This window comes from Streptococcus sp. HF-2466 (assembly GCF_015594645.1).
Classification (GTDB): Bacteria; Bacillota; Bacilli; order Lactobacillales; family Streptococcaceae; genus Streptococcus; species Streptococcus anginosus.
The window spans coordinates 270,894-292,328 of sequence record NZ_JADNQU010000001.1 but is presented as its reverse complement, the minus strand read 5'-3'; the positions used below and the strand labels follow the sequence as shown (position 1 = coordinate 292,328).

The following is a 21,435-nucleotide window of genomic DNA, read 5'->3' as shown; positions in this document are numbered from 1 at the left end:
TTTGCTGTTGTCCCCATTTCTTTTTCGTGTTACAATAGGAGTATTGAAATGGAGAGGTTTAAGATGATTTATTTTGACAATTCAGCAACAACCAAGCCTTACCCAGAGGCTTTGGCTACCTATACAGAAGTTGCTTCTAAAATTTGGGGAAATCCTTCTAGTCTCCACAGTTTGGGCAATCAGGCAACCCGCTTGTTAGATGCATCTCGCAGGCAAATTGCGGAGCTTCTCGGTAAATCCTCTCAAGAGATTTTCTTTACGTCTGGCGGGACGGAAGGCGATAATTGGGTTATCAAGGGTGTGGCTTTTGAAAAAGCGCGTTATGGCAAGCATATCATTGTGTCTGCTATTGAGCATCCAGCAGTGAAAGAATCCGCTCTCTGGCTGATGCAGCAAGGCTTTGAAGTGGACTTTGCGCCTGTTGATAAAAAAGGTTTTGTAGATGTTGAAAAATTAGCTACCCTTATCCGATCGGATACGACTTTAATTTCAGTTATGGCGGTCAACAATGAAATCGGCTCTGTTCAACCAATTGCAGCTATTTCAGAACTTTTAGCGGACAAGCCAACTATTTCTTTTCATGTGGATGCGGTTCAAGCCATGGCCAAGATTCCAACGGAAAATTATTTAACTGATCGCGTAGACTTTGCAACATTTTCCAGTCATAAATTTCATGGCTTACGGGGTGTTGGTTTTGTCTATATCAAGTCTGGTAAGAAAATCAGTCCGCTGTTGAATGGTGGCGGTCAAGAATCAGACAAGCGTTCTACGACTGAAAATTTGGCGGGTATTGCAGCAACTGCAAAAGCCTTGCGCTTGTCTATGGGAAATCTGAAAACTTTCACCACACGAACCGCAAAAATGAAAGAGATTATCCTAGAAGAGCTAGCGAAATACCCTGATGTGACGATTTTTTCAGGAATAGATGAGTTTGCGCCCCATATCTTGACTTTCGGGATTAAAGGTGTACGAGGTGAAGTAGTGGTTCATGCTTTTGAAGAGTATGACATTTATATATCTACTACGAGTGCTTGTTCCTCTAAAGCTGGCAAACCAGCTGGAACCTTAATAGCTATGAGTGTTGAAAAATTCCTAGCTCAAACGGCTGTGCGAATTAGTCTGGATGCCGATAATGACATGAGTCAGATTGAGCAATTCCTGACAACGTTTAAACTCATTTATGAAAAAACTAGAAAAGTAAGGTAAACAATGCAATATTCAGAAATTATGGTTCGTTACGGCGAGCTTTCAACCAAAGGAAAAAATCGCATGCGTTTTATTAACAAATTGAAACGCAATATGCAAGCAGTCCTCTCTGTTTACCCAGATGTGCATGTGAAAGCAGACCGAGATCGTGCACATGTCTATCTTCACGGAACGGACTATCAACCTGTTGCAGAATCGCTTAAACAAATTTTTGGGATTCAAAATTTCTCTCCGTCTTATAAGATTGAAAAATCAGTTCCTGCTTTGGTTGAAGCGGTGCAGACAATTATGAAAGAAATTTATAAAGAGGGGATGACTTTCAAGATTGCCAGCAAACGCAGTGACCACAATTTTGAATTGGATAGTCGTGAATTGAACCAGACCTTGGGAAATGCAGTCTTTGATGCGATTCCACATGTTCAAGTCAAGATGAAAGCGCCAGATATTACACTGCAAGTAGAAATCCGCGAAGAAGCAGCCTATCTGTCCTATGAAACGATTCGTGGAGCAGGCGGTCTTCCTGTCGGAACATCTGGAAAAGGCATGCTGATGTTGTCAGGTGGGATTGATTCACCCGTTGCAGGCTATCTAGCTCTAAAACGCGGGGTGGATATTGAAGCGGTGCATTTTGCTAGCCCCCCTTATACAAGTCCCGGTGCTCTCAAAAAGGCGCAAGATTTGACGCGCAAATTAACCAAATTTGGTGGCAATATTCAATTTATTGAAGTGCCATTTACGGAAATTCAAGAAGAAATCAAAGCGAAAGCACCAGAAGCTTATCTGATGACCTTAACTCGTCGTTTTATGATGCGGATCACGGATCGCATTCGTGAAGAACGCGGTGGGCTCGTTATCATCAACGGAGAAAGCCTTGGTCAAGTTGCCAGCCAAACGCTAGAAAGCATGCAAGCGATTAATGCTGTCACCAACACTCCCATTATTCGCCCAGTTGTGACCATGGATAAGCTGGAAATCATTGACATTGCTGAAAAGATTGATACCTTTAATATCTCAATTCAGCCCTTTGAAGATTGCTGTACCATTTTTGCCCCAGATCGTCCGAAAACCAATCCAAAGATAAAAAATGCAGAGCAATACGAAGCACGTATGGATGTGGATGCTTTAGTGGAACGTGCTGTTGCTGGTATCATCATTACTGAAATTACACCAGAAGCAGAAACAGACGAGGTGGATGAAATGATTGAGGGCTTGTTGTAATAAGAACGGATTTTGAGATTGGAAGTTATTCTGGGAAATTATTAAAAATTACTAAAAGCTACTGAGTTAGTCTTTTGATAAAAAATACTTGTCAAATAATTCTAGAAATGCTATACTTAGAGAGTTGACTATGCACAGCCTGTGCAACCGCTCGAACATCGTCTAAGTGGTTCGTCCCACGATGCTAGGCGAGTCTTCACAAAATTAGGGGAAACCCGTAAAATTCATAGGAGGTGCATAATGAGCACATATGCAATCATTAAAACTGGCGGCAAACAAGTTAAAGTTGAAGTTGGTCAAGCAATCTACGTTGAAAAATTAGACGTTGAAGCTGGTCAAGATGTAACATTTGACGAAGTTGTTCTTGTTGGTGGTGAAAACACTGTTGTCGGAACTCCGCTTGTTTCTGGAGCTACTGTTGTTGGAACTGTTGAAAAACAAGGAAAACAAAAGAAGGTTGTTACTTACAAGTACAAACCTAAAAAGGGCAGCCATCGTAAACAAGGTCACCGTCAACCATATACTAAGGTTGTCATCAATACAATCAACGCTTAATTTTTAAGGAGAGCACATGATACAAGCAGTCTTTGAACGAGCCGAGGATGGTGAGCTGAGGAGTGCAGAAATTACTGGACACGCCGAAAGTGGCGAATACGGCTTTGATGTCGTGTGTGCGTCGGTTTCTACGCTTGCCATAAATTTCATCAATTCGATTGAAAAATTCGCAGGCTATGAACCAATCTTAGAATTAAACGAAGAAGAAGGTGGATTCTTACGGGTAGAGATTCCTACAGATATTCCATCTCACCAAAGAGAAATGACTCAACTTTTCTTTGAATCATTCTTCTTGGGTATGGCAAACTTATCGGAGGACTCAGCTGAGTTCGTCCAGACAAGAGTTATCACAGAAAACTAACACGGAGGAAAAACATTATGTTGAAAATGAATCTTGCGAACCTGCAACTTTTCGCTCATAAAAAAGGTGGAGGTTCTACATCTAACGGACGTGATTCACAAGCAAAACGTCTTGGAGCTAAAGCAGCTGACGGACAAACTGTAACTGGTGGATCTATTCTTTACCGTCAACGCGGTACTCACATCTATCCAGGTGTCAACGTTGGACGCGGTGGAGATGACACTTTGTTTGCAAAAGTTGAAGGCGTTGTACGCTTTGAACGCAAAGGTCGCGATAAAAAACAAGTTTCTGTTTACCCAATTGCGAAATAAGAATTGAAAGTCCCTACCTCATGGCACGGGTCTTTCTTTTGGAAATGATAATTTGAAAACAACAAAAGAAATGTAGATAAAACGAACAATCTTCATCTCATTATAAGATAGCTGTAAACAATTTTGCAGCTATCTTTATTTTAAGTACATTTCACATGTGTTTTTTATGTATTTTAGTATCATATTAGTTGAATAATTCCAGTTATCAAAGTATAATATATAATGATATCTTTAACGTGATTACAAGTAATACTATAGTTGTAATTAGTAATGAAACTCTTCTATTTCCATATATAGTTATACCTTCAGGAATAGATAAGATAAATAATTTATAAAAAGGATACTAGCATGTTTAGAAAAAATAATGAACTCCAAGGTCATGGCTTAATTCGTAAAAATAAAATTTACGGGACTGTTGGTGTTATTATATTTGGAATAATCGCAATGTTTAGTTTACACAAGAGTGTGGCGGCTGATGATATTGAAAGTCCTAAAACAACAGCACCTATACCTATAGCTGAAGCGTCAGATACAAGTCTTGTTGTACAATCACAAATGGCTAGACAAGAAGATAATACCACTCTGACAACTACAAAGGCTGAATCAGCTACTACTATGAGTTCAACTAGTAGAGCAGCTGCAACAGCACCTACTGCAGCCGCTTCTCAAGCAATGTTATCTACTGCACAGACAGAAAATCAAAATCCAAATGTAACAGTTGAAAATCAAGAATTAAAAGACGCTGTAACAGAAGCCAAGAATAATGGGATTGAAGCAAAGCAAGAGGCGGCAGAAAATATTGGAACTGCGAATACTGAAGCAGAAGTCGCTACTCTAGAAGCAGAAGCTAATGCGCGTGAAAAAGAACAAGCAAAACGTATCAAAGAAGCGACAGAGAAATACAAAAATGATCTTGTAGCAGCACAAGCCAATACAAATAAGCCGGGATATCTTAGTGAAGTTGTAACTCAAGGATTAAAATTTGAAAGTGAGCCTAATGCTCATTTATCAATTACAGGTACAACTGAATTTGGTCAACAAGATATGCCAAAAGCGATGTCGTATGAAGAGTATATAAGTAGTGGCAAGATATTTTCTAATAATCCGGTTGCCGCATATACAACCACTTTATCAGGAAGATTTGTGATACCCAAGATTGAAAAAGGTCAGACTATAACTGCTACTTATACAAATCTACAAAACTCAAGCTACAATGGTAAAAAAATTACTAAAGTGGTTTATGAAGTAACAAATTTGAACGAATCGACAGGAATCATCGGCTTTGCTGAGAAAGATCCAACAAAAGGAATCTATACTTTTTATAATTTATCAGCACCGTCTAAGTATGGTGTCAAAATCCGTTTTTATGATGAGGATAATAATCTCATTCAATTTAATCAAGACAATCCGGCTATATTGGCGCTGACAAGTTTATCAAAAACGATACTTGCTGATGGAAAGACTCATGAGGAAGGGATAACAGATTATAACTTCAAACCAGTAAAAATAACGGGTTCCTATGTTGATAAACAATCTGATAATCGTTTAGCTGCAACTACTTCTACAGCAGGAATTACGGATAGCTACGACAATCCTGATTTTTATAAAACTAGTATTGCAGGTGTAACAGAAAATGGTAGTGTTATTTCGTTTACTATGCGTAGATATTCGGAATTTGATAAAGGATATTGGCTAGCCATTACAAGTAAATTGCCTTCACCTTTCGTTTTAACTAAGCCTGATCTAAGTTATAAATTCTTTAGCTATAATAAAGCAGGAACTGTATTGCTTGACAATTATATTCAAGGTACAACTACTAAGTTGACAGAAACACAAACGGTTAAACCAAAAGGTACACTTATAGGTGAAGGCTACACAGGAACGCATGAAGACCGAATAACATTTAATGGTAAAATTTATAAATATGTATCGTCATCTGATAATATAACAGGTACAGTTAAAATAGGAATAACTAATGTATATAATTATTACGTTGAAGTGACTGGAAATGTTATCGTAAATTATAGAAATCAAGCTGGCGAAACGATTAAAGAGAGTGTTGAAGATACTTCTAATGCTTCTATTGATACCGATTACAATACGGAAGAACATAGAAAAACGACGATAATAACTCCAGAAGGCAAAACTTATGAACTAGTTCTAGACCAGTTGCCAGAGAATGAAAAAGGGAAAGTCGTTGAAGGGACGACGGAAGTGACGTACGTTTATAAGGAAGTGTTTGGGAATGTGACGGTTCATTACCAAGATGAGTCCGGTCACCAGCTCCAAGCGGATGTGAAAGTCGTTGAAGGAGCCTCCACCAATACGCCTTATGATACGACGCCCCATGCGTTAGCAACGATTGTGACGCCAGACGGGAAGACCTATGAACGGGTTTCCGAGAAGACCAAAGGTCAGGAGAAAGGCCAGGTTGTCAAAGGGACGACGGAAGTGACGTACGTTTATAAGGAAGTGTTTGGGAATGTGACGGTTCATTACCAAGATGAGTCCGGTCACCAGCTCCAAGCGGATGTGAAAGTCGTTGAAGGAGCCTCCACCAATACGCCTTATGATACGACGCCCCATGCGTTAGCAACGATTGTGACGCCAGACGGGAAGACCTATGAACGGGTTTCCGAGAAGACCAAAGGTCAGGAGAAAGGCCAGGTTGTCAAAGGGACGACGGAAGTGACGTACGTTTATAAGGAAGTGTTTGGGAATCAAAAAGTCACTTACACAGCCATTGATGATACGTCCCACACTACTTTAAAGAACAAGGTAGAGTTGACAACAGGTGATTCTGATGTGAATCTTCCAGCTGATGCCCAAACGAAGTATGATAAAGTTGTTGAGGATTATCTGGCTCAAGGTTATGAATTAGTCTCTAAAGATGAATTACCAGCTAAATTTGACACAGACAGCAGTGTGGATCAAAATGTAGTGGTTCATTTGAAACATGGCACAGCAGAAAGTCAAGAAAGCAAGAAAGTGAGCTTGACGGTTCGCTATCATGGAGCAGGTAGCCAGACGCCAGCCGATAATGTGCAAACAGCAACTTGGACACGGACGGTGACAAAAGACAAGGTGACTGGCGATATTGTAAAGACAACGGATTGGACAGCAGATAAAACAAATTATAATGCCGTTCCGTCTCCAGTAATTTCTGGATACACGGTTGATGTGGCAACTGTGGCAGCAGAAAAAGTCACACAAGAAGACATTGTTAAGGATGTTCATTATACTGCAGTCCCAGTAACCCCAGATAAACAAACTCCAACTCCTCCAGTCGTTCCGTCAACTCCGGACAAGCCAACAACTCCGACAGTTGTACCAACGACTCCTACAAAGCCAACTCCAAAGAAAACAGAGATCTTGCCAAGCACAGGTGACTCTCAAGTTGCTTCAACCCTCGCAACGCTGACTGGTGTTGGTTTACTTCTATCAGCTTTCGGTTATATTGGTCGTCGAAAAAAAGAAGATTGATGAATCTTTTGTAAACATATAAAAGTGATCTAAAGGTTGAATCATTCGATAGAAAGGATAAGCTTCACAAGCAACCTAATGTGGTTGATTTGTGGGGCTTCTTTTTTTATAAAAATATTGAAACAAGATTCTTGACAAAAGAAAAGCTTCATGGTTTAATATACCCCATAAGGGTATAAATGGAGGTGCTTATGTTTCACTTATTTACGAAAATAGATAGTATTTCTACAAGTGAATTGGAACAAAAATTAAAAAAGAAAATTCAACTGCTAGATGTACGAACACCGTCTGAATATCGGCGTGGTCATATCAAAGGCGCAAAGAATGTCCCACTCAATGAAATCGCAAGATACACGCCAGCAACAAATGAAACACTGTATGTCATTTGCCACTCCGGTGTGCGGAGCAAAATGGCAGCCAAAAAGCTAAAGAAAAAAGGCTACGATGTTGTCAATGTTCAAGGTGGTATGAGTGCTTGGACCGGAAAAGTTGTTTAAAAGTGATAAAGGAGGAAATTGAATGAAAATTATCATTGTTGGTGGGGTTGCAGGTGGAATGTCTGCAGCGACGCGTTTAAGACGGCTAAAAGAAGACGCTGAGATTATTATTTTTGAAAAGGGACCATTCGTTTCCTTTGCGAACTGTGGTCTGCCTTACTATGTTTCTGGAGAAATTGCTAATCGGGAAGATTTGTTAGTGCAAACGCCTGAGAGTTTAAAGGCACGCTTTCATCTAGATGTTCGTCCTTTTCATGAAGTGACGGCTATCTCACCAGATCAACATACAGTGACGGTTCGGCATGACGGAAAAGAGTTTACAGAGAGTTACGACAGGCTGATTTTGTCTCCGGGAGCAAAGCCTTTTGTGCCTCCGATTGACGGTTTGGAAACAGCCGAAAACACCTATACTTTGCGCAATGTTCCTGACCTAGATGAGATTATGTTGGCTTTGGAGAAAGAACCAAAAGAAGCTGTGGTGATTGGTGCTGGATTCATTGGGCTTGAAATGGCAGAAAATCTTCGTAAGCGTGGTTTGAAGGTGACGATTGTTGAGAAAGCACCGCATGTTTTGCCACCGCTTGATGAAGAAATGGCTGCTTTTGTTCAGGCTGAATTGTTGAAAAACGGTATTCAAGTAATTACTTCTCAGTCTGCTACGCGGTTTGAGGACAAGGGACAGGTCATTGTACTGGAGAATGGGCAAAAAATTGTTTCTGATGTGACCATTTTATCTGTCGGGGTGCAACCAGAGAATGCTTTAGCACAGGTAGCAGGTATTGAGCTGGGATTGCGTGGCGGTATCTTAGTCAATGAGCGTTACGAAACCAGTCAACCTGATATTTATGCAGTCGGTGATGCGATTGTGGTTAAGCAAGAGATTACAGGAGAAGACGCGCTGATTTCATTGGCTTCGCCTGCCAATCGTCAAGGTCGCCAAGTGGCGGACGTGATTGCTGGGGTAGCTCGCAAGAATAAAGGTAGCATTGGTACAGCTATCGTTCGGGCATTTGACATGACGGCAGCTTCGACAGGGTTGAGCGAGCGCATTCTTCGTATGAATGGCCTGCCTTATCAAGTTATTCATGTCAGTGGTAAGGATCATGCTGGCTACTATCCGGGTGCGACTGATGTGACCTTGAAACTCCTCTTTGAGCCAACAAGTGGCAAAATTTATGGTGCACAAGGTGTTGGGAAAAAAGGCGTTGATAAGCGGATTGATATTTTGGCAACGGCTATCAAAGGTAATCTAACCATTTTTGACTTGCCAGAGTTGGAATTTACCTATGCGCCACCGTTTGGCTCTGCTAAAGATCCGGTCAATATGCTGGGATATGCAGCCTTAAACTTGGTAGAAGGTTTGAGCGACAATATCCAGTGGTATGAATTGGAAAATGAACTAGCTGCTGGTAAGAAGTTCCTAGATGTGCGGACGGCCAGTGAGCTTCAACAAGGTCGTTTGAAAGTAGATACAGTTCACATTCCATTGAATGAGCTGCGTGAGCGTTTAGGAGAGCTAGACAAGTCGCAAGACTACATCGTGAGCTGTCATAGCGGACTTCGCAGCTATATTGCTGAGCGCATTCTTAAACAAGCAGGATTTTCTGTTAAGAACCTAGACGGCGCTTTTGCCTTGTACAAAATGGTAAAACCAGAGGGAGTAGAATATGGAAACTAGCATCAGCATGCCTGAATTTTATAAAAAATATCAGACAGAAATCTTATCCATTCTTGATGTGCGAGAAGATTATGAGTTTCAAATGGGACACGTGCCGACGGCAAAAAATCTGCCATTAAGCACTTTTGAGACGGGCTACAAACAATTGAGCCAGCAGGAGAAATACTATGTCATCTGTCAATCTGGCGCACGTTCTGCGGCTGCGTGTCAGTTTTTAAGTGCGCAAGGATTTGATGTAACCAATGTAGCTGGGGGCATGAATTTCTGGCATGGCGAGGTGGAATAAGGAAAGAGAAAAGAAACTGAATAAAAAACTTTCAAAAATAGTAAAAAGCTTAAAATCAAGTTATCAAAAACGTTGATTTTAAGCTTTTTCTTGTTCATTGCTTCATTTTGACTAGAAATTGAGTTTTTGTCCAACCTATAACTCAATAATATATGGCTCATAACCAATAGCTTCTAGGAATTTGAGTAGGTCTGTTGTGTTTAAAAAGAGTGTTTTCTCATTGGTATTGGGATGAAAGCTCATTCGTTTTTCTGACATGATTTCTTTGTCAAAATAGACTTGAATGTCTTTATCGGCATTGTTTAACAATCCAAATGGAGAGACGACGCCTGCTGGCAACATCATTTTTTCAAACAGACTGTCAGCGGATGCCATGCGGATTCTATTGGCTTTTACCAGTTCTTTAAATAAGTCCATGTCCAAGCGCTTTTTGTCGTCCATGATGAGCAAGTAGTAGGCGGTTTTCTTCTTGTTAGTGAGAAACATCGTTTTGGTGCGGACGCCTTCAATGCCTTCGATAAAGCTGTCTGCCTGCTCGGTCGTAAGTGCCGGTTCGTGTTCCACGATTTCAAATGGAATGTTTAACTTGTTCAAGGTTTCTTCTACTTTTGCGTATAAGTCCATTTTACTTGCCTCCTTTGATTTGTTTTATTACTCTTATTATACCATATTGAGGAGGACTTTTCTTTCAATGGTTGGCAACCTGCCCCCAAAAGCAGTCCATTCCGTCGATCGGGTCACTAGTCTGTCCTAAAAGCAGTTCACCTCGTTGACCGGGTTCGACCGCTTGTCCTAAAAGTAGTTCACTCCGTCGACTGGGTCGCTAGTCTGTCCCAAAAGCAGTTCACTCCGTCGACTGGGTCGCTAGTCTGTCCCAAAAGCAGTCCACTCCGTCGACCGGGTCGCTAGTCTGTCCTAAAAGCAGTTCACCTCGTCGACCGGGTCGATAATCTGTCCTAAAAGTAATTCACTCCGTCCGCCGGGCTGACGACTTGCCTAGAAACAGGTTCACTTCGTCCGCCGGGCGGACACACTCCTTTAAGAACTACTTTTGCCCATTGTGCAGTTCTATTTTTCTAAAAAAGTGATAGTTGGAATCATCCCTTATATTGTGTACCGTAAATAAACAAACCTCAGCAGTTTTCGTCGCCTGCTGAGGTTATTTTCGCTTGATAAGGTATTGGATGGCTTTCTCTAGTCGCTCTTTTTGTGCTTCGGGGTCGTCCAAAGGGTGATTGAGACATTCAGTGAGATTTTCAGTAATCATCAACTCAATGACCCGCTCGACACTAGAGCGAACAGCGGTTAATTGGGTGATAATGTCCGCACAGTCGCGCTCTTCCTCTATCATTTTTTGAATGCCGCGCAGTTGTCCTTCGGAGCGTTTCAGCCGCGTAATAAGCTTTGAATTTGCCATGTCCTTGTCCTCAGTTTATTTTTTTACATTATATCTTGAATAGACCTCTTTGTCAAAGTTCTCGCTCTTTCTTTATGATATAATGAGGGGGGATGATGTGAACGGTTTGTGTCAAACTTGGATGTTCACCATGATAGAATCCATCTATGTCGGTCAGTAACAGGAGGTAAACATGTGTCAAGAATGTTATTCTAGGGAAAGTAGAAGAACGCCTTTACTGAATCCTTTGGATTGTTTGCAACACCATAGGCAGTATATTTGCGGAACATGTGGGCGGTGTATCTGCATTGAAAAAGACCCAAAGAGAGGATTGCAAAGGTGGCATTTTCCCTTTAAGTCATTAGAAATCGCAAAGCTATACTTGCGAACCGCTGATTATACGATGAAAAAGCCATGCGGTATTTATGAAATAGAAAATAGGAAGGGAAGGCTGTCTTATAAAATTTTTGCGGCAAAAGAAGATTTACAAGTATTTTTAAAAAAGAATAAGGATAAAACATGCCCATTGCTGGCACCTGTTTTTACCGTTCATGAATACAAAGAGTATCCCAATACAGAAGTGCGAAAATTGACAGCTGATGAGATAAGCCACTACATGAGTGAAAGAAGTTGAATATCACTTGCAGCAGCTAAAAACAACTTGTTTTATCTGCTTTATTAGGAAGATATGAAAGAAGCGACGACTGGATTTCATGGGTGTATGACGGTTTAGTTATGCCTTGATTTATGGTATAATGATAAAACACTTGAAAGAGGATAAAAGGATGAATATTCAACAACTGCGCTATGTTGTAGCCATTGCCAATAGTGGCACCTTTCGTGAAGCCGCTGAGAAAATGTATGTCAGCCAGCCTAGTTTATCCATTGCGGTTCGAGAATTAGAAAAAGAACTGGGTTTTAAAGTATTTCGCAGAACGAGTAGCGGTACATTTCTGACACGTCGAGGGATGGAATTTTACGAAAAAGCTCAAGAATTGGTTAAAGGATTTGATGTCTTTCAAAATCAGTATGCCAATCCAGAGGAAGAAAAAGCAGAATTTTCCATTGCCAGCCAGCATTATGATTTCTTGCCGCCTCTGATAACAGAATTTGCTAAACGCTATCCAAAAGGTAAGAATTTCCGAATTTTTGAATCTACAACGGTGCAGATTTTAAACGAAGTTGCACAAGGACACAGCGAGATTGGCATTATCTATCTGAACAATCAAAATACCAAGGGAATGATGCAGCGGATGGATAAATTGGGGCTGGAAGTGGTAGATTTGATTCCTTTTCAGACACACATTTATCTGCGGGCGGATCACCCCTTAGCTGGGAAAGAGGAGCTTACTATGGAAGATTTGGCAGATTTGCCGACGGTTCGTTTTACACAGGAAAAGGACGAATATCTCTATTATTCAGAGAATTTCGTGGACACCAGCGCCAGTTCGCAGATGTTTAATGTGACGGACCGTGCTACTTTAAATGGTATTTTGGAGCGGACAGATGCTTATGCGACAGGCTCTGGATTTTTGGATAGCAATAGTGTAAACGGCATTACAGTAATTCGGTTAAAAGACAATTTGGAAAACCGCATGGTTTATGTCAAACGCGAAGAAGTAGAGCTTTCACTGGTCGGTGCAGCTTTTGTTGCTGTGATGGAAGAATATTTTGCAAAAAGAGGTAAAAAATGAAACGAAAAGTGACCGTGCCGCTTGTGATTGTGGCTTTGATTGCGCTGGATCAATGGGTCAAGTTTGAAATTGTCAAAAACATTCAATTAGGCGAAGTAAAACCTTTTATTCCAAAGATTTTGAGTTTGACTTATTTGCGAAATACAGGAGCGGCATTTTCAATTCTGGAAAACCAGCAATGGTTGTTTGCTGTAATTACTTTAGTGGTGATTGGCGCTGCTATCTGGTATTTGAGCAAGCACATCAAAGATTCAGTCTGGTTGCTGTCTGCTTTATGTTTGATTATTGCAGGGGGAATTGGTAATTTTATTGACCGCATGCACCAAGGCTTTGTCGTGGATATGTTTCAGCTTGATTTTATCAATTTTGCAATTTTTAATGTTGCGGATAGTTATCTGACGATTGGTGTGCTTGTGCTGATAGTGATGATGTTAAAGGAAGAGGGCAATGCAAGTTAAAGTAGAGATTGGCGGTGTACGGTTGGACAAGGCGGTTGCTGATTTGACACCATTATCCCGAAGTCATGCCAATGAACAAATCAAAAATAGACAAATCTTAGTCAACGGACAAGTGAAGAAAGCCAAGTATGCTGTCAAGGCAGGCGACGTGATTACTTATGAATTGCTCGAACCAGAAGCACTAGAATATGTTGCAGAAAATCTGCCGCTAGATATTGTTTATCAGGATGAAGATGTTGCAGTGGTGAACAAGGCTCAAGGTATGGTGGTGCATCCCAGTGCAGGGCATACGAGCGGAACGCTGGTCAATACGCTGATGTACCACATCAAGGATTTGTCCGGTATCAATGGTGTTTTGCGCCCCGGAATTGTCCATCGAATTGACAAAGATACATCAGGATTGTTGATGATTGCCAAGAACGATGATGCGCATATCAAGCTCGCTGAGGAATTAAAAGATAAAAAATCCCTGCGGAAGTATTGGGCGATTGTACATGGTAATCTGCCGAATGACAGAGGTGTTATTGAAGCACCGATTGGACGCAGTGAAAAAGATAGAAAAAAACAAGCTGTAACGGCAAAAGGAAAGCCAGCTGTTACACGTTTCCATGTTTTAGAACGTTTTGGCAATTATACGCTGGTAGAATTGCAGCTGGAAACAGGGCGTACGCATCAAATCCGTGTGCACATGGCTTATATTGGTCATCCAGTGGCAGGTGATGAAGTATATGGACCACGGAAAACGCTAAAAGGGCACGGTCAATTTTTACATGCCAGAACGCTTGGATTTACTCATCCTAAGACGGGAGAAGTCATGGAATTTACAGCAGAAGCGCCAGCTATTTTCCAAGAAACACTAGAGAAATTGAGAAAAGGAATGGAGTGAGAGAATATCTCTTTCTGCTTCATTTCTTTTTTATTTTGCTCGAAATTTTGGTATAATAATGCAATATATCAGCTTTGGAGAGGGTTATGAAGTATAAACGAATTGTATGTAAAGTCGGTACCAGTTCTTTAACAAATGAGGATGGAAGTTTATCGAGAGCGAAAGTGAGAGTGATTACCCAGCAGTTAGCCATGCTACATGAAGCAGGGCACGAGGTGATTTTAGTCTCATCAGGAGCAATAGCGGCAGGTTTCTCATCTCTGGGCTTTAAGAAACGCCCGACAAAAATTGCAGACAAGCAAGCGTCCGCAGCGGTAGGTCAGGGCTTGCTGTTAGAAGAATACACGACGAATCTGCTATTGAAAAAGATTGTCTCGGCTCAGATTTTATTAACACAAGATGATTTTGCGGATAAACGGCGCTATAAAAATGCACATCAGGCGATTTCTGTCTTGCTCAACCGAGGAGCCATTCCAATTATCAATGAAAATGATACGGTTTCCATTGCTGAGTTGAAAGTCGGTGACAATGATACGTTGAGTGCTCAGGTTGCATCTATGGTGCAAGCAGATTTGTTAATTTTATTAACGGATGTTGACGGGCTTTATACGGCGAATCCAGTCAATCATCCTGATGCCAAGCGCCTTGATTTGGTAGAGGAGATTACGACGGATTTGCTTGAAATGGCAGGTGGAGCAGGCTCTTCTAATGGAACAGGTGGCATGCTGACCAAGCTAAAAGCAGCAACGATTGCCACTATGGCAGGGGTTCCTGTTTACATTTGCTCTTCTTTGAAAGAGCAGCCCCTCATCGAAGCTGCAGAAAATCAAGCAAATGGTACATTTTTTACTGCTTCAGCCAAAAATATGAAAACGCAAAAACAATGGTTGGCTTTTTACGCTACCAGTCAAGGTTCTATCTGGGTGGATAGAGGAGCAAGCACAGCATTGAGTGAGCAAGGCAAGAGCTTACTTGTTTCAGGAATTTCAAAAATGTCAGGACACTTTTCTTATGATGATATTGTGACCGTCTATGAAAAGGACACAGAGCGCATTTTAGGAAAAGGACGTGTTCGTTTTGGGCAATCAGCTTTGCAAGATATGCTGAAAGCCAATAAACCAAAGGGAGTGGTAATTCACCGAGACCATTGGATTTCACTAACGCCTGAATTGGAATTATTATTGTCAGAATTTTAAGAGGAAGTAGGATATGAATAGTACACAAGGCTTACTAGAGAAAATCAAGCAAGCAAAAAAATCAATTAACACAGCTTCAACGGCTGAGAAAAATGAAGCTCTGTCTTTGATGGCTGATTATTTAGAAGCGACTACGGACGCAATTTTGACAGCCAATGCGGAAGACATGACAGCGGCAAAAGGTCATATTTCAGATGTCATGTTGGATCGTCTGTATTTAGATGCCAATCGCATCAAAGACATGGCAGCTGGCATTCGTCAAGTGATTGCGTTGCCAGATCCCGTTGGAGACATCTTAGAAGTCTCTCATTTGGAAAATGGACTAGAAATCATTAAGAAGCGGGTAGCTCTTGGGGTGATTGGAATTATCTATGAAAGTCGTCCAAATGTGACATCTGATGCAGCTGCTTTAGCCATTAAGAGTGGAAATGCAGTTGTTCTTCGCAGCGGAAAAGAAGCGCATAAAACAGCAGCTGCCATTGTTTCCGCGCTAAAGGCGGCACTTCGTCAGACCGCGATTTCAGATGATTGCTTGCAGTTGGTGTCAGATACCAGTCGTGAAAGTGCTCAAATCTTGATGAAAGCAAAAGGCTATTTGGACTTGCTAATTCCTCGTGGGGGTGCGGGGCTGATTCAAGCGGTCGTTGAAAATGCGACGGTTCCTGTGATTGAGACTGGTACGGGGATTGTTCATATCTATGTTGATAAGGACGCTGACCAAGAAATGGCACTAGAGATTATCAACAATGCCAAAACCAGTCGTCCTTCGGTCTGCAATGCAATGGAAGTTTGTCTAGTTCATAAAAAAATTGCTTCTCAGTTTCTCCCAACATTAGAAGAACGCTTAGTAACTGTTCGTAAAGCGCGTGGGGTAGTACCTGTTCAACTTCGATTGGATGAAACAGCTCGCTCTTTCATCTCAGGGGAAATAGCAGATCCTAGCGACTTTGATAGCGAATTTTCAGATTATATCATGGCTGTAAAGGTAGTGGATTCTTTGGAAGAAGCTATCACACATATCGAGCAGCACAGCACACATCATTCAGACGCCATTATTACCAACAATGCCACTAGCGCAGCGATTTTTACAGAGCAGGTTGATAGTGCAGCAGTCTATGTCAATGCTTCCACACGTTTCACAGACGGTGGAGAATTTGGTTTGGGCTGTGAAATGGGGATTTCTACTCAGAAATTACACGCACGCGGTCCGATGGGCTTAAAAGAATTAACGAGTTATAAATATGTTGTGCAAGGTTCAGGACAGATTAGGGAGTAAAAACATGAAAATTGGATTTATTGGCTTAGGAAATATGGGTGGCAGTTTAGCACGTGTAGTGGCTGGGCAAAAAAATCATCAAATCCTGCTCGCAAATCGAAGCCCAGAAAAAGCAAAGCAGATTGCGAATGAAGTGGGTGGCGAACCTGTCACGAATGAAGTCGTCTTTGAGCAAGCAAATGTGATTTTCTTGGGTGTGAAACCCACTCAATTTGCGGATTTGTTGCAAGAATACCATGCTATTTTAGAAAAGCGCAGCTCTGTTTTACTCATTTCTATGGCTGCTGGCTTGACCTTGCAGCAGTTAGAAGCTCTTGTTCCTACACAACATCGGTTGATCCGGATAATGCCCAACACACCCGTTGCAGTTAGTGCTGGTGTTATCAGCTATGTTTTATCAGATAAAGCAACAGAGCAGGATGAAGACTTGTTGTGTGAACTATTGGATCCTGCCGGTTTGCTGGTTCATTTAAAGGAGCAGCAGTTAGATGCGGCAACTGCCGTTGCTGGATGTGGTCCTGCGTTTGTTTATCTCTTTTTGGAAGCATTGGCTGATGCAGGGGTGCAAGCTGGCTTACCACGAGACTTAGCTCTGCAATTAGCAAATCAGACCCTTTTAGGAGCAGCAGCATTAGCCAAAGAAAGTGGTCAACACCCTGCTGTTCTCAAAGATCAGGTTTGCAGCCCAGCAGGCTCAACGATTGCAGGAGTGGCGAGTCTTGAAGCAGATGCTTTCAGAGGAAACATTATCAAAGCCGTTGCTGCATCTTATAAACGCACTCAGAAACTAGGCAAATGACATAGATGGTTTCCAATGCTTGAAGTATTTTGTGACATTAAAAAATCTATAAGAGAAAAACAAATGACTCTTTATACTTTGCAAAAATCTCCAACTTCAAAGTGTATGGCGCAATAAATCAACAACATGGTAGTTGATTGCTCAAGGTACTAGCAGATAGAAGTGAAGGTCGTTAAATCTTGTAATTTTCATTAAGTATTGAGTCAAAAAGTCTTTTAAAAATTAGTCATTTTATCTCATTTGTCAAATTTTTTAATTTATAGTAAAATAGAAAAGCATGATAAATTCTAGGTGTGATGTCTAGAGATTAGTGAAGGAGAAGTATGAATCAATTACCAAATTGTCCACAATGCAACTCAGAATATGTTTACGAAGACGGTTTGCTGTTAGTTTGCCCTGAATGTGCCTACGAATGGAATCCGACAGAAGTCGTTGAAGAAGAGCGTATCAGAGCAATTGATGCAAATGGGAATCAGCTTGCGGACGGAGATACCGTCACTCTCATCAAAGATTTAAAGGTCAAAGGTGCTCCAAAGGATTTGAAACAAGGGACGCGTGTGAAAAATATTCGGATTGTAGAAGGAGACCACAATATTGACTGCAAGATTGATGGTTTTGGTGCGATGAAGCTCAAATCAGAGTTTGTCAAGAAAATCTGAGGTTGATGATGAAGCGAAATGTGATTTTTTATAGCCGCATGGTATTGTTTATGTTAGGATTTACAGGAGTTTACCTTGAAATCACAAAGCATGGTGGCTTAGGAATGCTGATGTACTACACGGTTTTATCTAACATGATTGTCACAGCTTTTACGGCCTATTTGCTTTATCTAATGGCGCGTTCTGAACATCGTTGGCAAACGCAGTCGCTGTTTCGGCTAAAAGGCGGAGTGACCATGTGTATCATGATTACATGCGTCATTTATCATTTTATGTTGGCACCGCTCGCGACTGATTTTTATCGACTGGAAAATTTCCTCTGTCATTACATTGTACCACTATGGTTTTTAGCGGATACCTTGTTGTTTGATAAACGCTCACAATATCGTTGGTTTGACCCGATTGTTTGGACAAGTGTGCCTTTGATTTATTTGGCTTTTGCCTTGTTTAATGGTTTAGTCATCAAGTGGCCTATTCCAGGCGCAAAAGATAGTCCTTTTGCTTATTTTTTCTTAAATATTCCAAAGTACGGTTGGCCGTATGTGTTGCAATGGTCACTCAAAATCTTTATCGGCTATTTGTTGGCCGGTTATAGTTTTTATGGAGTGATGTCTTTTTCAAGACGTCAGAAACGAAAACAGCCCTCTTAAAGTTTACAAAAAACAGATGTTGTCTGTTTTTTTCTGTATTTTGCTAAAAACTCTCTATTTGACTTATTTTTTCTTGTCAAGATGTGTTTTCTGTGTTTTGTTTAACTAGTTAAATATTAACCAGTTAAACAAAAGGAGAGCTATATGAAATATAAGAAGCTTTGGGCATTGGCGGGAATTGCTTTATCTTGCAATCTTTTACTGACTGCTTGCTATTCTAACTCGTCGTCAAAAAGCAGGGATAAGGTGACGGCGAAACAAGGAGTGAAAAAGAAACATTCTAACGCTAAAAAAGGTCAAGTACCAGGTGTAGATAAGCCGACAGATGACGGTTTTCTATTCACAAGTGAATCACAGATTAAGGCTAGAACAAATGACGGCTTGATTTTAGACCATGATGGTCACACACACTTTATTTTTTATTCCGATTTAAAAAACAGCAAATGGGCTTATTTGATTCCGAAAAATGGTCAAGCTCCGTCAACCGCCGCTGCGCAGAATCTCGGTCAAGCGAGTGACGTTGATGATGGCTATGTGTTTAATCCAAAAGATATTGTTTCAGAAGATGAAAATGGCTATGTTGTTCGACACGGTGATCACTATCACTATATCTGGAAACATTCATTAAGAGGTAATGGCAGTCAAGCCTATCAGCCTCAAACGGTATCGTCTGGCAATGCTTCAGGTGAGCAATCTCTTCCGCATGCGCAGCCAAATTACACAAACCCACCTGCAAATCCACAGCATCCGGGTTCAAACAAACGTCAGTTTGCTGGTATAGATTATCCGACAAATGATGGATTTTTATTTGATGGAACAGGGATTAAAGAAAAGAAATCCTATAGCTTATTAGTGAACCATAACGGTCATACGCACGTTATCCCTTATGAACAACTCATTCAGTCCAAATGGGAATATTTAATCCCAGCAGAGTATAAAAGGCTGTTGAGGACGCTTACTATGGTCGAAAAGATCAAACACCGTCCACGCCAGCACAAGATTCTTCAAAAGAAAATAAAGAAATCGCTAAGAAAAAGACCTATCTGGCACAGCAGTTGGAAATTGATGAAAGTTTGATCCAAGTGATTGACACTGAAAAAGGGAAGGCTTTTGTTTATCCACACGGCGATCACAAACATTCAACTTTAATTAGCGACATTGATACGACCAAACCATTCGATCCACACGGTGATCCGCATGCTCATGATAAGGTAGGCATGGCAACATTGAAAGCCTTGGGATTTGATGATGAGATTATCGAAGATATTTTACATGCAACTGCGGATACAGAATTTCCGTCAAATGAAACAGACTTGGAAAAGATGAAAGCCTGGTTGGCAACGGTGAAATACCTAAATATTGGGCAAAGAAAAGATCCGCTGGAGCGTAAAGGTCTTAACTTGATGCCAAATATTGAAGTGCTAGGAATTGGTTTTACCAAAATTAAAGATATCCGTCCAGTGTTACAGTTTAAGCATTTGAAACAGCTTTGGATGACTAAGACAGAGATTACGAATTATGACTTTTTGAAAGAGTTTCCAACTCTGGAGGGTTTGGATATTTCACAAAATGGCGTTTCAGATTTATCTTTCTTAAAGAACTATCCAAATCTGAAAACGGTAGCGGCGGCTGGTAATAATATTCGTGACATTCGTCCGCTGGCTCAGTTGAAGAATTTAGAATCCTTGAATTTGGACTATAATGAAATTTCATATATTTCAGCTCTATCAAATCTTTCAAATTTACAAGCGGTTAGTCTGGAGCACAATCAACTCCAAGATGTATCAGCATTGGCTCAAAAAGCGCACCTAACACGTCTATTCTTGTCAAATAATCCTAACTTAGATCTCAATAGTTTGAAAACCTCAGCGCTTGCAGAATTGACAGTGAATGAGTCAAATATTCAAAATTTGAATTTCTTGAAAAACAATCCTGCTTTGACAAGTATTACAATGAGTGGTAATCGCCTGACTTCGTTGGCAGGGATTGAAGCAGCAAAGAATCTGACCAGCTTTACAGCAGCTCAAAATCAAATTCAGAGCTTAAATATCTCTGGAACTCAATCATCTTTGAAGGAATTGAGTTTAAGCGGCAATGCCTTGAAGAATTTGGAAGGTGTGAATCAATTTAAAGCACTTGAAAATTTAGATGTATCTAAGAATAAGATCACAAGCGTGGCGATTAGTACCCCTAACAATACCATTACCTATATTGATCTTAGTCATAATTTTATTCCAAAGTCAGAACTGGAGTTAAATGAAAATCGAATTCCAAAAGCATTGGCTCAGTATTTCCCAGCCGTTAAGGGAGGAAGCATCGAAAACAATCCATTGATCGAGGAAAAGAAAGAAGAAAAAGAGGCTTCTAAAAAAGAAGGTACTGCAAAGAGCGTAGATACCAATGAAGCTAAATCGTCTCCAGTAGAGGAATAAACTGCTGACTCAACAGACAAGGGTTCTGAAACTAAAAAAGAAGAAAAAGCGCAGCCGGATTCGAGGAAAGGATCAGATGAAGAAGCCAATAAGGTAAACAATTCTGAGAAAGAACAAGCTCCGTCAGACTTGAAAGTGGCTGAAAATGAAACAAAATCAACAGCTGAAAAGACAACTTCGTCTAATGAGCAGGAGTCTGTCTCAAAACAATAATAAAATTTTATTTTGAATTTCCTGAGAAGGCTGTTCAATTGAGATTTTTAGATAAAAAATAGCCTGAAAATTGTTACCTAAAGGAACTTTTTCAGGCTTTATTGCTTTTAACTGAAGAAAAGTATTTTTTGACTTTCAGGCACTGTACAGATAACCATTTTCCGGATTTTAACGATTTTGA

General features: G+C 40.7%; 20 protein-coding genes, 1 pseudogene and 1 other annotated feature. Of the genes and pseudogenes, 19 read left to right on the top strand and 2 right to left on the bottom strand.

From position 1 onward, the window contains the following. Positions 1–63 precede the first annotated feature (63 nt). From IYQ91_RS01490 to IYQ91_RS01450, 9 genes are all read left to right on the top strand, one after another. Positions 64–1,206 carry a cysteine desulfurase family protein gene (locus tag IYQ91_RS01490; protein ID WP_195672996.1) on the top strand — a complete coding sequence of 381 codons (1,143 nt, stop codon included), beginning with the start codon at positions 64–66 and terminating at the stop codon, positions 1,204–1,206. Between the two features lie 3 nt (positions 1,207–1,209). Beyond that, positions 1,210–2,424: a tRNA uracil 4-sulfurtransferase ThiI gene (gene thiI / locus IYQ91_RS01485; protein ID WP_195672856.1), complete on the top strand. Its 1,215-nt coding sequence runs from the start codon at positions 1,210–1,212 to the stop codon at positions 2,422–2,424. Between the two features lie 135 nt (positions 2,425–2,559). Next, positions 2,560–2,630, top strand: a sequence feature (ribosomal protein L21 leader region). Positions 2,631–2,664: 34 nt separating this feature from the next. Further along, positions 2,665–2,979: a 50S ribosomal protein L21 gene (gene rplU, locus IYQ91_RS01480; RefSeq protein WP_126406899.1), complete on the top strand. Its 315-nt coding sequence runs from the start codon at positions 2,665–2,667 to the stop codon at positions 2,977–2,979. A 16-nt stretch (positions 2,980–2,995) separates the two neighbouring features. After that, positions 2,996–3,340, top strand: coding sequence for a ribosomal-processing cysteine protease Prp (locus IYQ91_RS01475; protein ID WP_003032850.1), 345 nt, complete (start codon positions 2,996–2,998; stop codon positions 3,338–3,340). A 17-nt stretch (positions 3,341–3,357) separates the two neighbouring features. Further along, entirely contained in the window at positions 3,358–3,651 is a 294-nt protein-coding gene (gene rpmA / locus IYQ91_RS01470) for a 50S ribosomal protein L27 (protein WP_003032879.1), read from the top strand. Between the two features lie 348 nt (positions 3,652–3,999). Continuing rightward, on the top strand, positions 4,000–7,134 hold the full coding sequence (locus IYQ91_RS01465; protein WP_195672855.1) for a GbpC/Spa domain-containing protein: 3,135 nt from the start codon (positions 4,000–4,002) through the stop codon (positions 7,132–7,134). 191 nt (positions 7,135–7,325) lie between these two features. Further along, positions 7,326–7,631: a rhodanese-like domain-containing protein gene (locus tag IYQ91_RS01460; RefSeq protein ID WP_037596896.1), complete on the top strand. Its 306-nt coding sequence runs from the start codon at positions 7,326–7,328 to the stop codon at positions 7,629–7,631. 22 nt (positions 7,632–7,653) lie between these two features. Next, the gene (locus IYQ91_RS01455) at positions 7,654–9,309 is read left to right on the top strand and encodes an FAD-dependent oxidoreductase (RefSeq protein ID WP_195672854.1); all 1,656 of its coding nucleotides are present in this window, start codon (positions 7,654–7,656) and stop codon (positions 9,307–9,309) included. Then, on the top strand, positions 9,299–9,595 hold the full coding sequence (locus tag IYQ91_RS01450) for a rhodanese-like domain-containing protein (protein ID WP_003024965.1): 297 nt from the start codon (positions 9,299–9,301) through the stop codon (positions 9,593–9,595). The genes IYQ91_RS01455 and IYQ91_RS01450 overlap by 11 nt, the downstream gene beginning before the upstream one ends. A 135-nt stretch (positions 9,596–9,730) precedes the next feature. On the opposite strand, the gene IYQ91_RS01445 is transcribed toward IYQ91_RS01450, so the two are convergent. Both IYQ91_RS01445 and IYQ91_RS01440 read right to left on the bottom strand, forming a co-directional pair. Then, on the bottom strand, positions 9,731–10,219 hold the full coding sequence (locus IYQ91_RS01445; RefSeq protein ID WP_195672853.1) for a prolyl-tRNA synthetase associated domain-containing protein: 489 nt from the start codon (positions 10,217–10,219) through the stop codon (positions 9,731–9,733). A gap of 535 nt (positions 10,220–10,754) precedes the next feature. Next, positions 10,755–11,012 carry a metal-sensitive transcriptional regulator gene (locus tag IYQ91_RS01440; RefSeq protein ID WP_195672852.1) on the bottom strand — a complete coding sequence of 86 codons (258 nt, stop codon included), beginning with the start codon at positions 11,010–11,012 and terminating at the stop codon, positions 10,755–10,757. A 172-nt stretch (positions 11,013–11,184) separates the two neighbouring features. Between IYQ91_RS01440 and IYQ91_RS01435 the strand changes: the two genes are divergently transcribed. The 10 genes and pseudogenes from IYQ91_RS01435 (at position 11,185) to IYQ91_RS10125 (ending at position 21,254) form a co-directional block, all read left to right on the top strand. After that, a complete protein-coding gene (locus IYQ91_RS01435) occupies positions 11,185–11,625 on the top strand; it encodes a hypothetical protein (RefSeq protein ID WP_195672851.1) in 441 nt (146 codons plus the stop codon). A gap of 151 nt (positions 11,626–11,776) precedes the next feature. Next, the gene (locus IYQ91_RS01430) at positions 11,777–12,685 is read left to right on the top strand and encodes a LysR family transcriptional regulator (RefSeq protein WP_195672850.1); all 909 of its coding nucleotides are present in this window, start codon (positions 11,777–11,779) and stop codon (positions 12,683–12,685) included. Beyond that, positions 12,682–13,143 carry a signal peptidase II gene (lspA, locus tag IYQ91_RS01425; RefSeq protein ID WP_195672849.1) on the top strand — a complete coding sequence of 154 codons (462 nt, stop codon included), beginning with the start codon at positions 12,682–12,684 and terminating at the stop codon, positions 13,141–13,143. The genes IYQ91_RS01430 and lspA overlap by 4 nt, the downstream gene beginning before the upstream one ends. Then, the gene (locus tag IYQ91_RS01420) at positions 13,133–14,029 is read left to right on the top strand and encodes an RluA family pseudouridine synthase (protein ID WP_195672848.1); all 897 of its coding nucleotides are present in this window, start codon (positions 13,133–13,135) and stop codon (positions 14,027–14,029) included. The genes lspA and IYQ91_RS01420 overlap by 11 nt, the downstream gene beginning before the upstream one ends. A gap of 86 nt (positions 14,030–14,115) precedes the next feature. Continuing rightward, complete coding sequence (proB, locus tag IYQ91_RS01415) at positions 14,116–15,225, top strand: glutamate 5-kinase (RefSeq protein ID WP_195672847.1); 1,110 nt, start codon at positions 14,116–14,118, stop codon at positions 15,223–15,225. Between the two features lie 13 nt (positions 15,226–15,238). Continuing rightward, entirely contained in the window at positions 15,239–16,501 is a 1,263-nt protein-coding gene (locus IYQ91_RS01410; RefSeq protein ID WP_195672846.1) for a glutamate-5-semialdehyde dehydrogenase, read from the top strand. Positions 16,502–16,505: 4 nt separating this feature from the next. After that, positions 16,506–17,300 (top strand): pyrroline-5-carboxylate reductase, encoded by a 795-nt coding sequence (gene proC / locus IYQ91_RS01405; RefSeq protein ID WP_195672845.1) that lies wholly within the window; start codon positions 16,506–16,508, stop codon positions 17,298–17,300. Between the two features lie 323 nt (positions 17,301–17,623). Beyond that, on the top strand, positions 17,624–17,959 hold the full coding sequence (locus IYQ91_RS01400) for a zinc ribbon domain-containing protein YjdM (RefSeq protein WP_003032271.1): 336 nt from the start codon (positions 17,624–17,626) through the stop codon (positions 17,957–17,959). Between the two features lie 8 nt (positions 17,960–17,967). Continuing rightward, entirely contained in the window at positions 17,968–18,609 is a 642-nt protein-coding gene (locus IYQ91_RS01395) for a Pr6Pr family membrane protein (protein WP_022525936.1), read from the top strand. A 144-nt stretch (positions 18,610–18,753) separates the two neighbouring features. Beyond that, positions 18,754–21,254 (top strand): annotated as a pseudogene (locus IYQ91_RS10125) (pneumococcal-type histidine triad protein). Positions 21,255–21,435: the final 181 nt, after the last annotated feature.

Coding starts and splice junctions, on each gene's coding strand:
- proB (WP_195672847.1), top strand. CDS start 14,116: ATGAAGTATAAACGAATTGTATGTAAAGTCGGTACCAGTTCTTTAACA.
- IYQ91_RS01475 (WP_003032850.1), top strand. CDS start 2,996: ATGATACAAGCAGTCTTTGAACGAGCCGAGGATGGTGAGCTGAGGAGT.
- IYQ91_RS01450 (WP_003024965.1), top strand. CDS start 9,299: ATGGAAACTAGCATCAGCATGCCTGAATTTTATAAAAAATATCAGACA.
- IYQ91_RS01410 (WP_195672846.1), top strand. CDS start 15,239: ATGAATAGTACACAAGGCTTACTAGAGAAAATCAAGCAAGCAAAAAAA.
- IYQ91_RS01430 (WP_195672850.1), top strand. CDS start 11,777: ATGAATATTCAACAACTGCGCTATGTTGTAGCCATTGCCAATAGTGGC.
- IYQ91_RS01465 (WP_195672855.1), top strand. CDS start 4,000: ATGTTTAGAAAAAATAATGAACTCCAAGGTCATGGCTTAATTCGTAAA.
- lspA (WP_195672849.1), top strand. CDS start 12,682: ATGAAACGAAAAGTGACCGTGCCGCTTGTGATTGTGGCTTTGATTGCG.
- proC (WP_195672845.1), top strand. CDS start 16,506: ATGAAAATTGGATTTATTGGCTTAGGAAATATGGGTGGCAGTTTAGCA.
- IYQ91_RS01455 (WP_195672854.1), top strand. CDS start 7,654: ATGAAAATTATCATTGTTGGTGGGGTTGCAGGTGGAATGTCTGCAGCG.
- rplU (WP_126406899.1), top strand. CDS start 2,665: ATGAGCACATATGCAATCATTAAAACTGGCGGCAAACAAGTTAAAGTT.
- rpmA (WP_003032879.1), top strand. CDS start 3,358: ATGTTGAAAATGAATCTTGCGAACCTGCAACTTTTCGCTCATAAAAAA.
- IYQ91_RS01490 (WP_195672996.1), top strand. CDS start 64: ATGATTTATTTTGACAATTCAGCAACAACCAAGCCTTACCCAGAGGCT.
- IYQ91_RS01460 (WP_037596896.1), top strand. CDS start 7,326: ATGTTTCACTTATTTACGAAAATAGATAGTATTTCTACAAGTGAATTG.
- IYQ91_RS01395 (WP_022525936.1), top strand. CDS start 17,968: ATGAAGCGAAATGTGATTTTTTATAGCCGCATGGTATTGTTTATGTTA.
- IYQ91_RS01435 (WP_195672851.1), top strand. CDS start 11,185: ATGTGTCAAGAATGTTATTCTAGGGAAAGTAGAAGAACGCCTTTACTG.
- IYQ91_RS01445 (WP_195672853.1), bottom strand. CDS start 10,219: ATGGACTTATACGCAAAAGTAGAAGAAACCTTGAACAAGTTAAACATT.
- IYQ91_RS01420 (WP_195672848.1), top strand. CDS start 13,133: ATGCAAGTTAAAGTAGAGATTGGCGGTGTACGGTTGGACAAGGCGGTT.
- IYQ91_RS01440 (WP_195672852.1), bottom strand. CDS start 11,012: ATGGCAAATTCAAAGCTTATTACGCGGCTGAAACGCTCCGAAGGACAA.
- thiI (WP_195672856.1), top strand. CDS start 1,210: ATGCAATATTCAGAAATTATGGTTCGTTACGGCGAGCTTTCAACCAAA.
- IYQ91_RS01400 (WP_003032271.1), top strand. CDS start 17,624: ATGAATCAATTACCAAATTGTCCACAATGCAACTCAGAATATGTTTAC.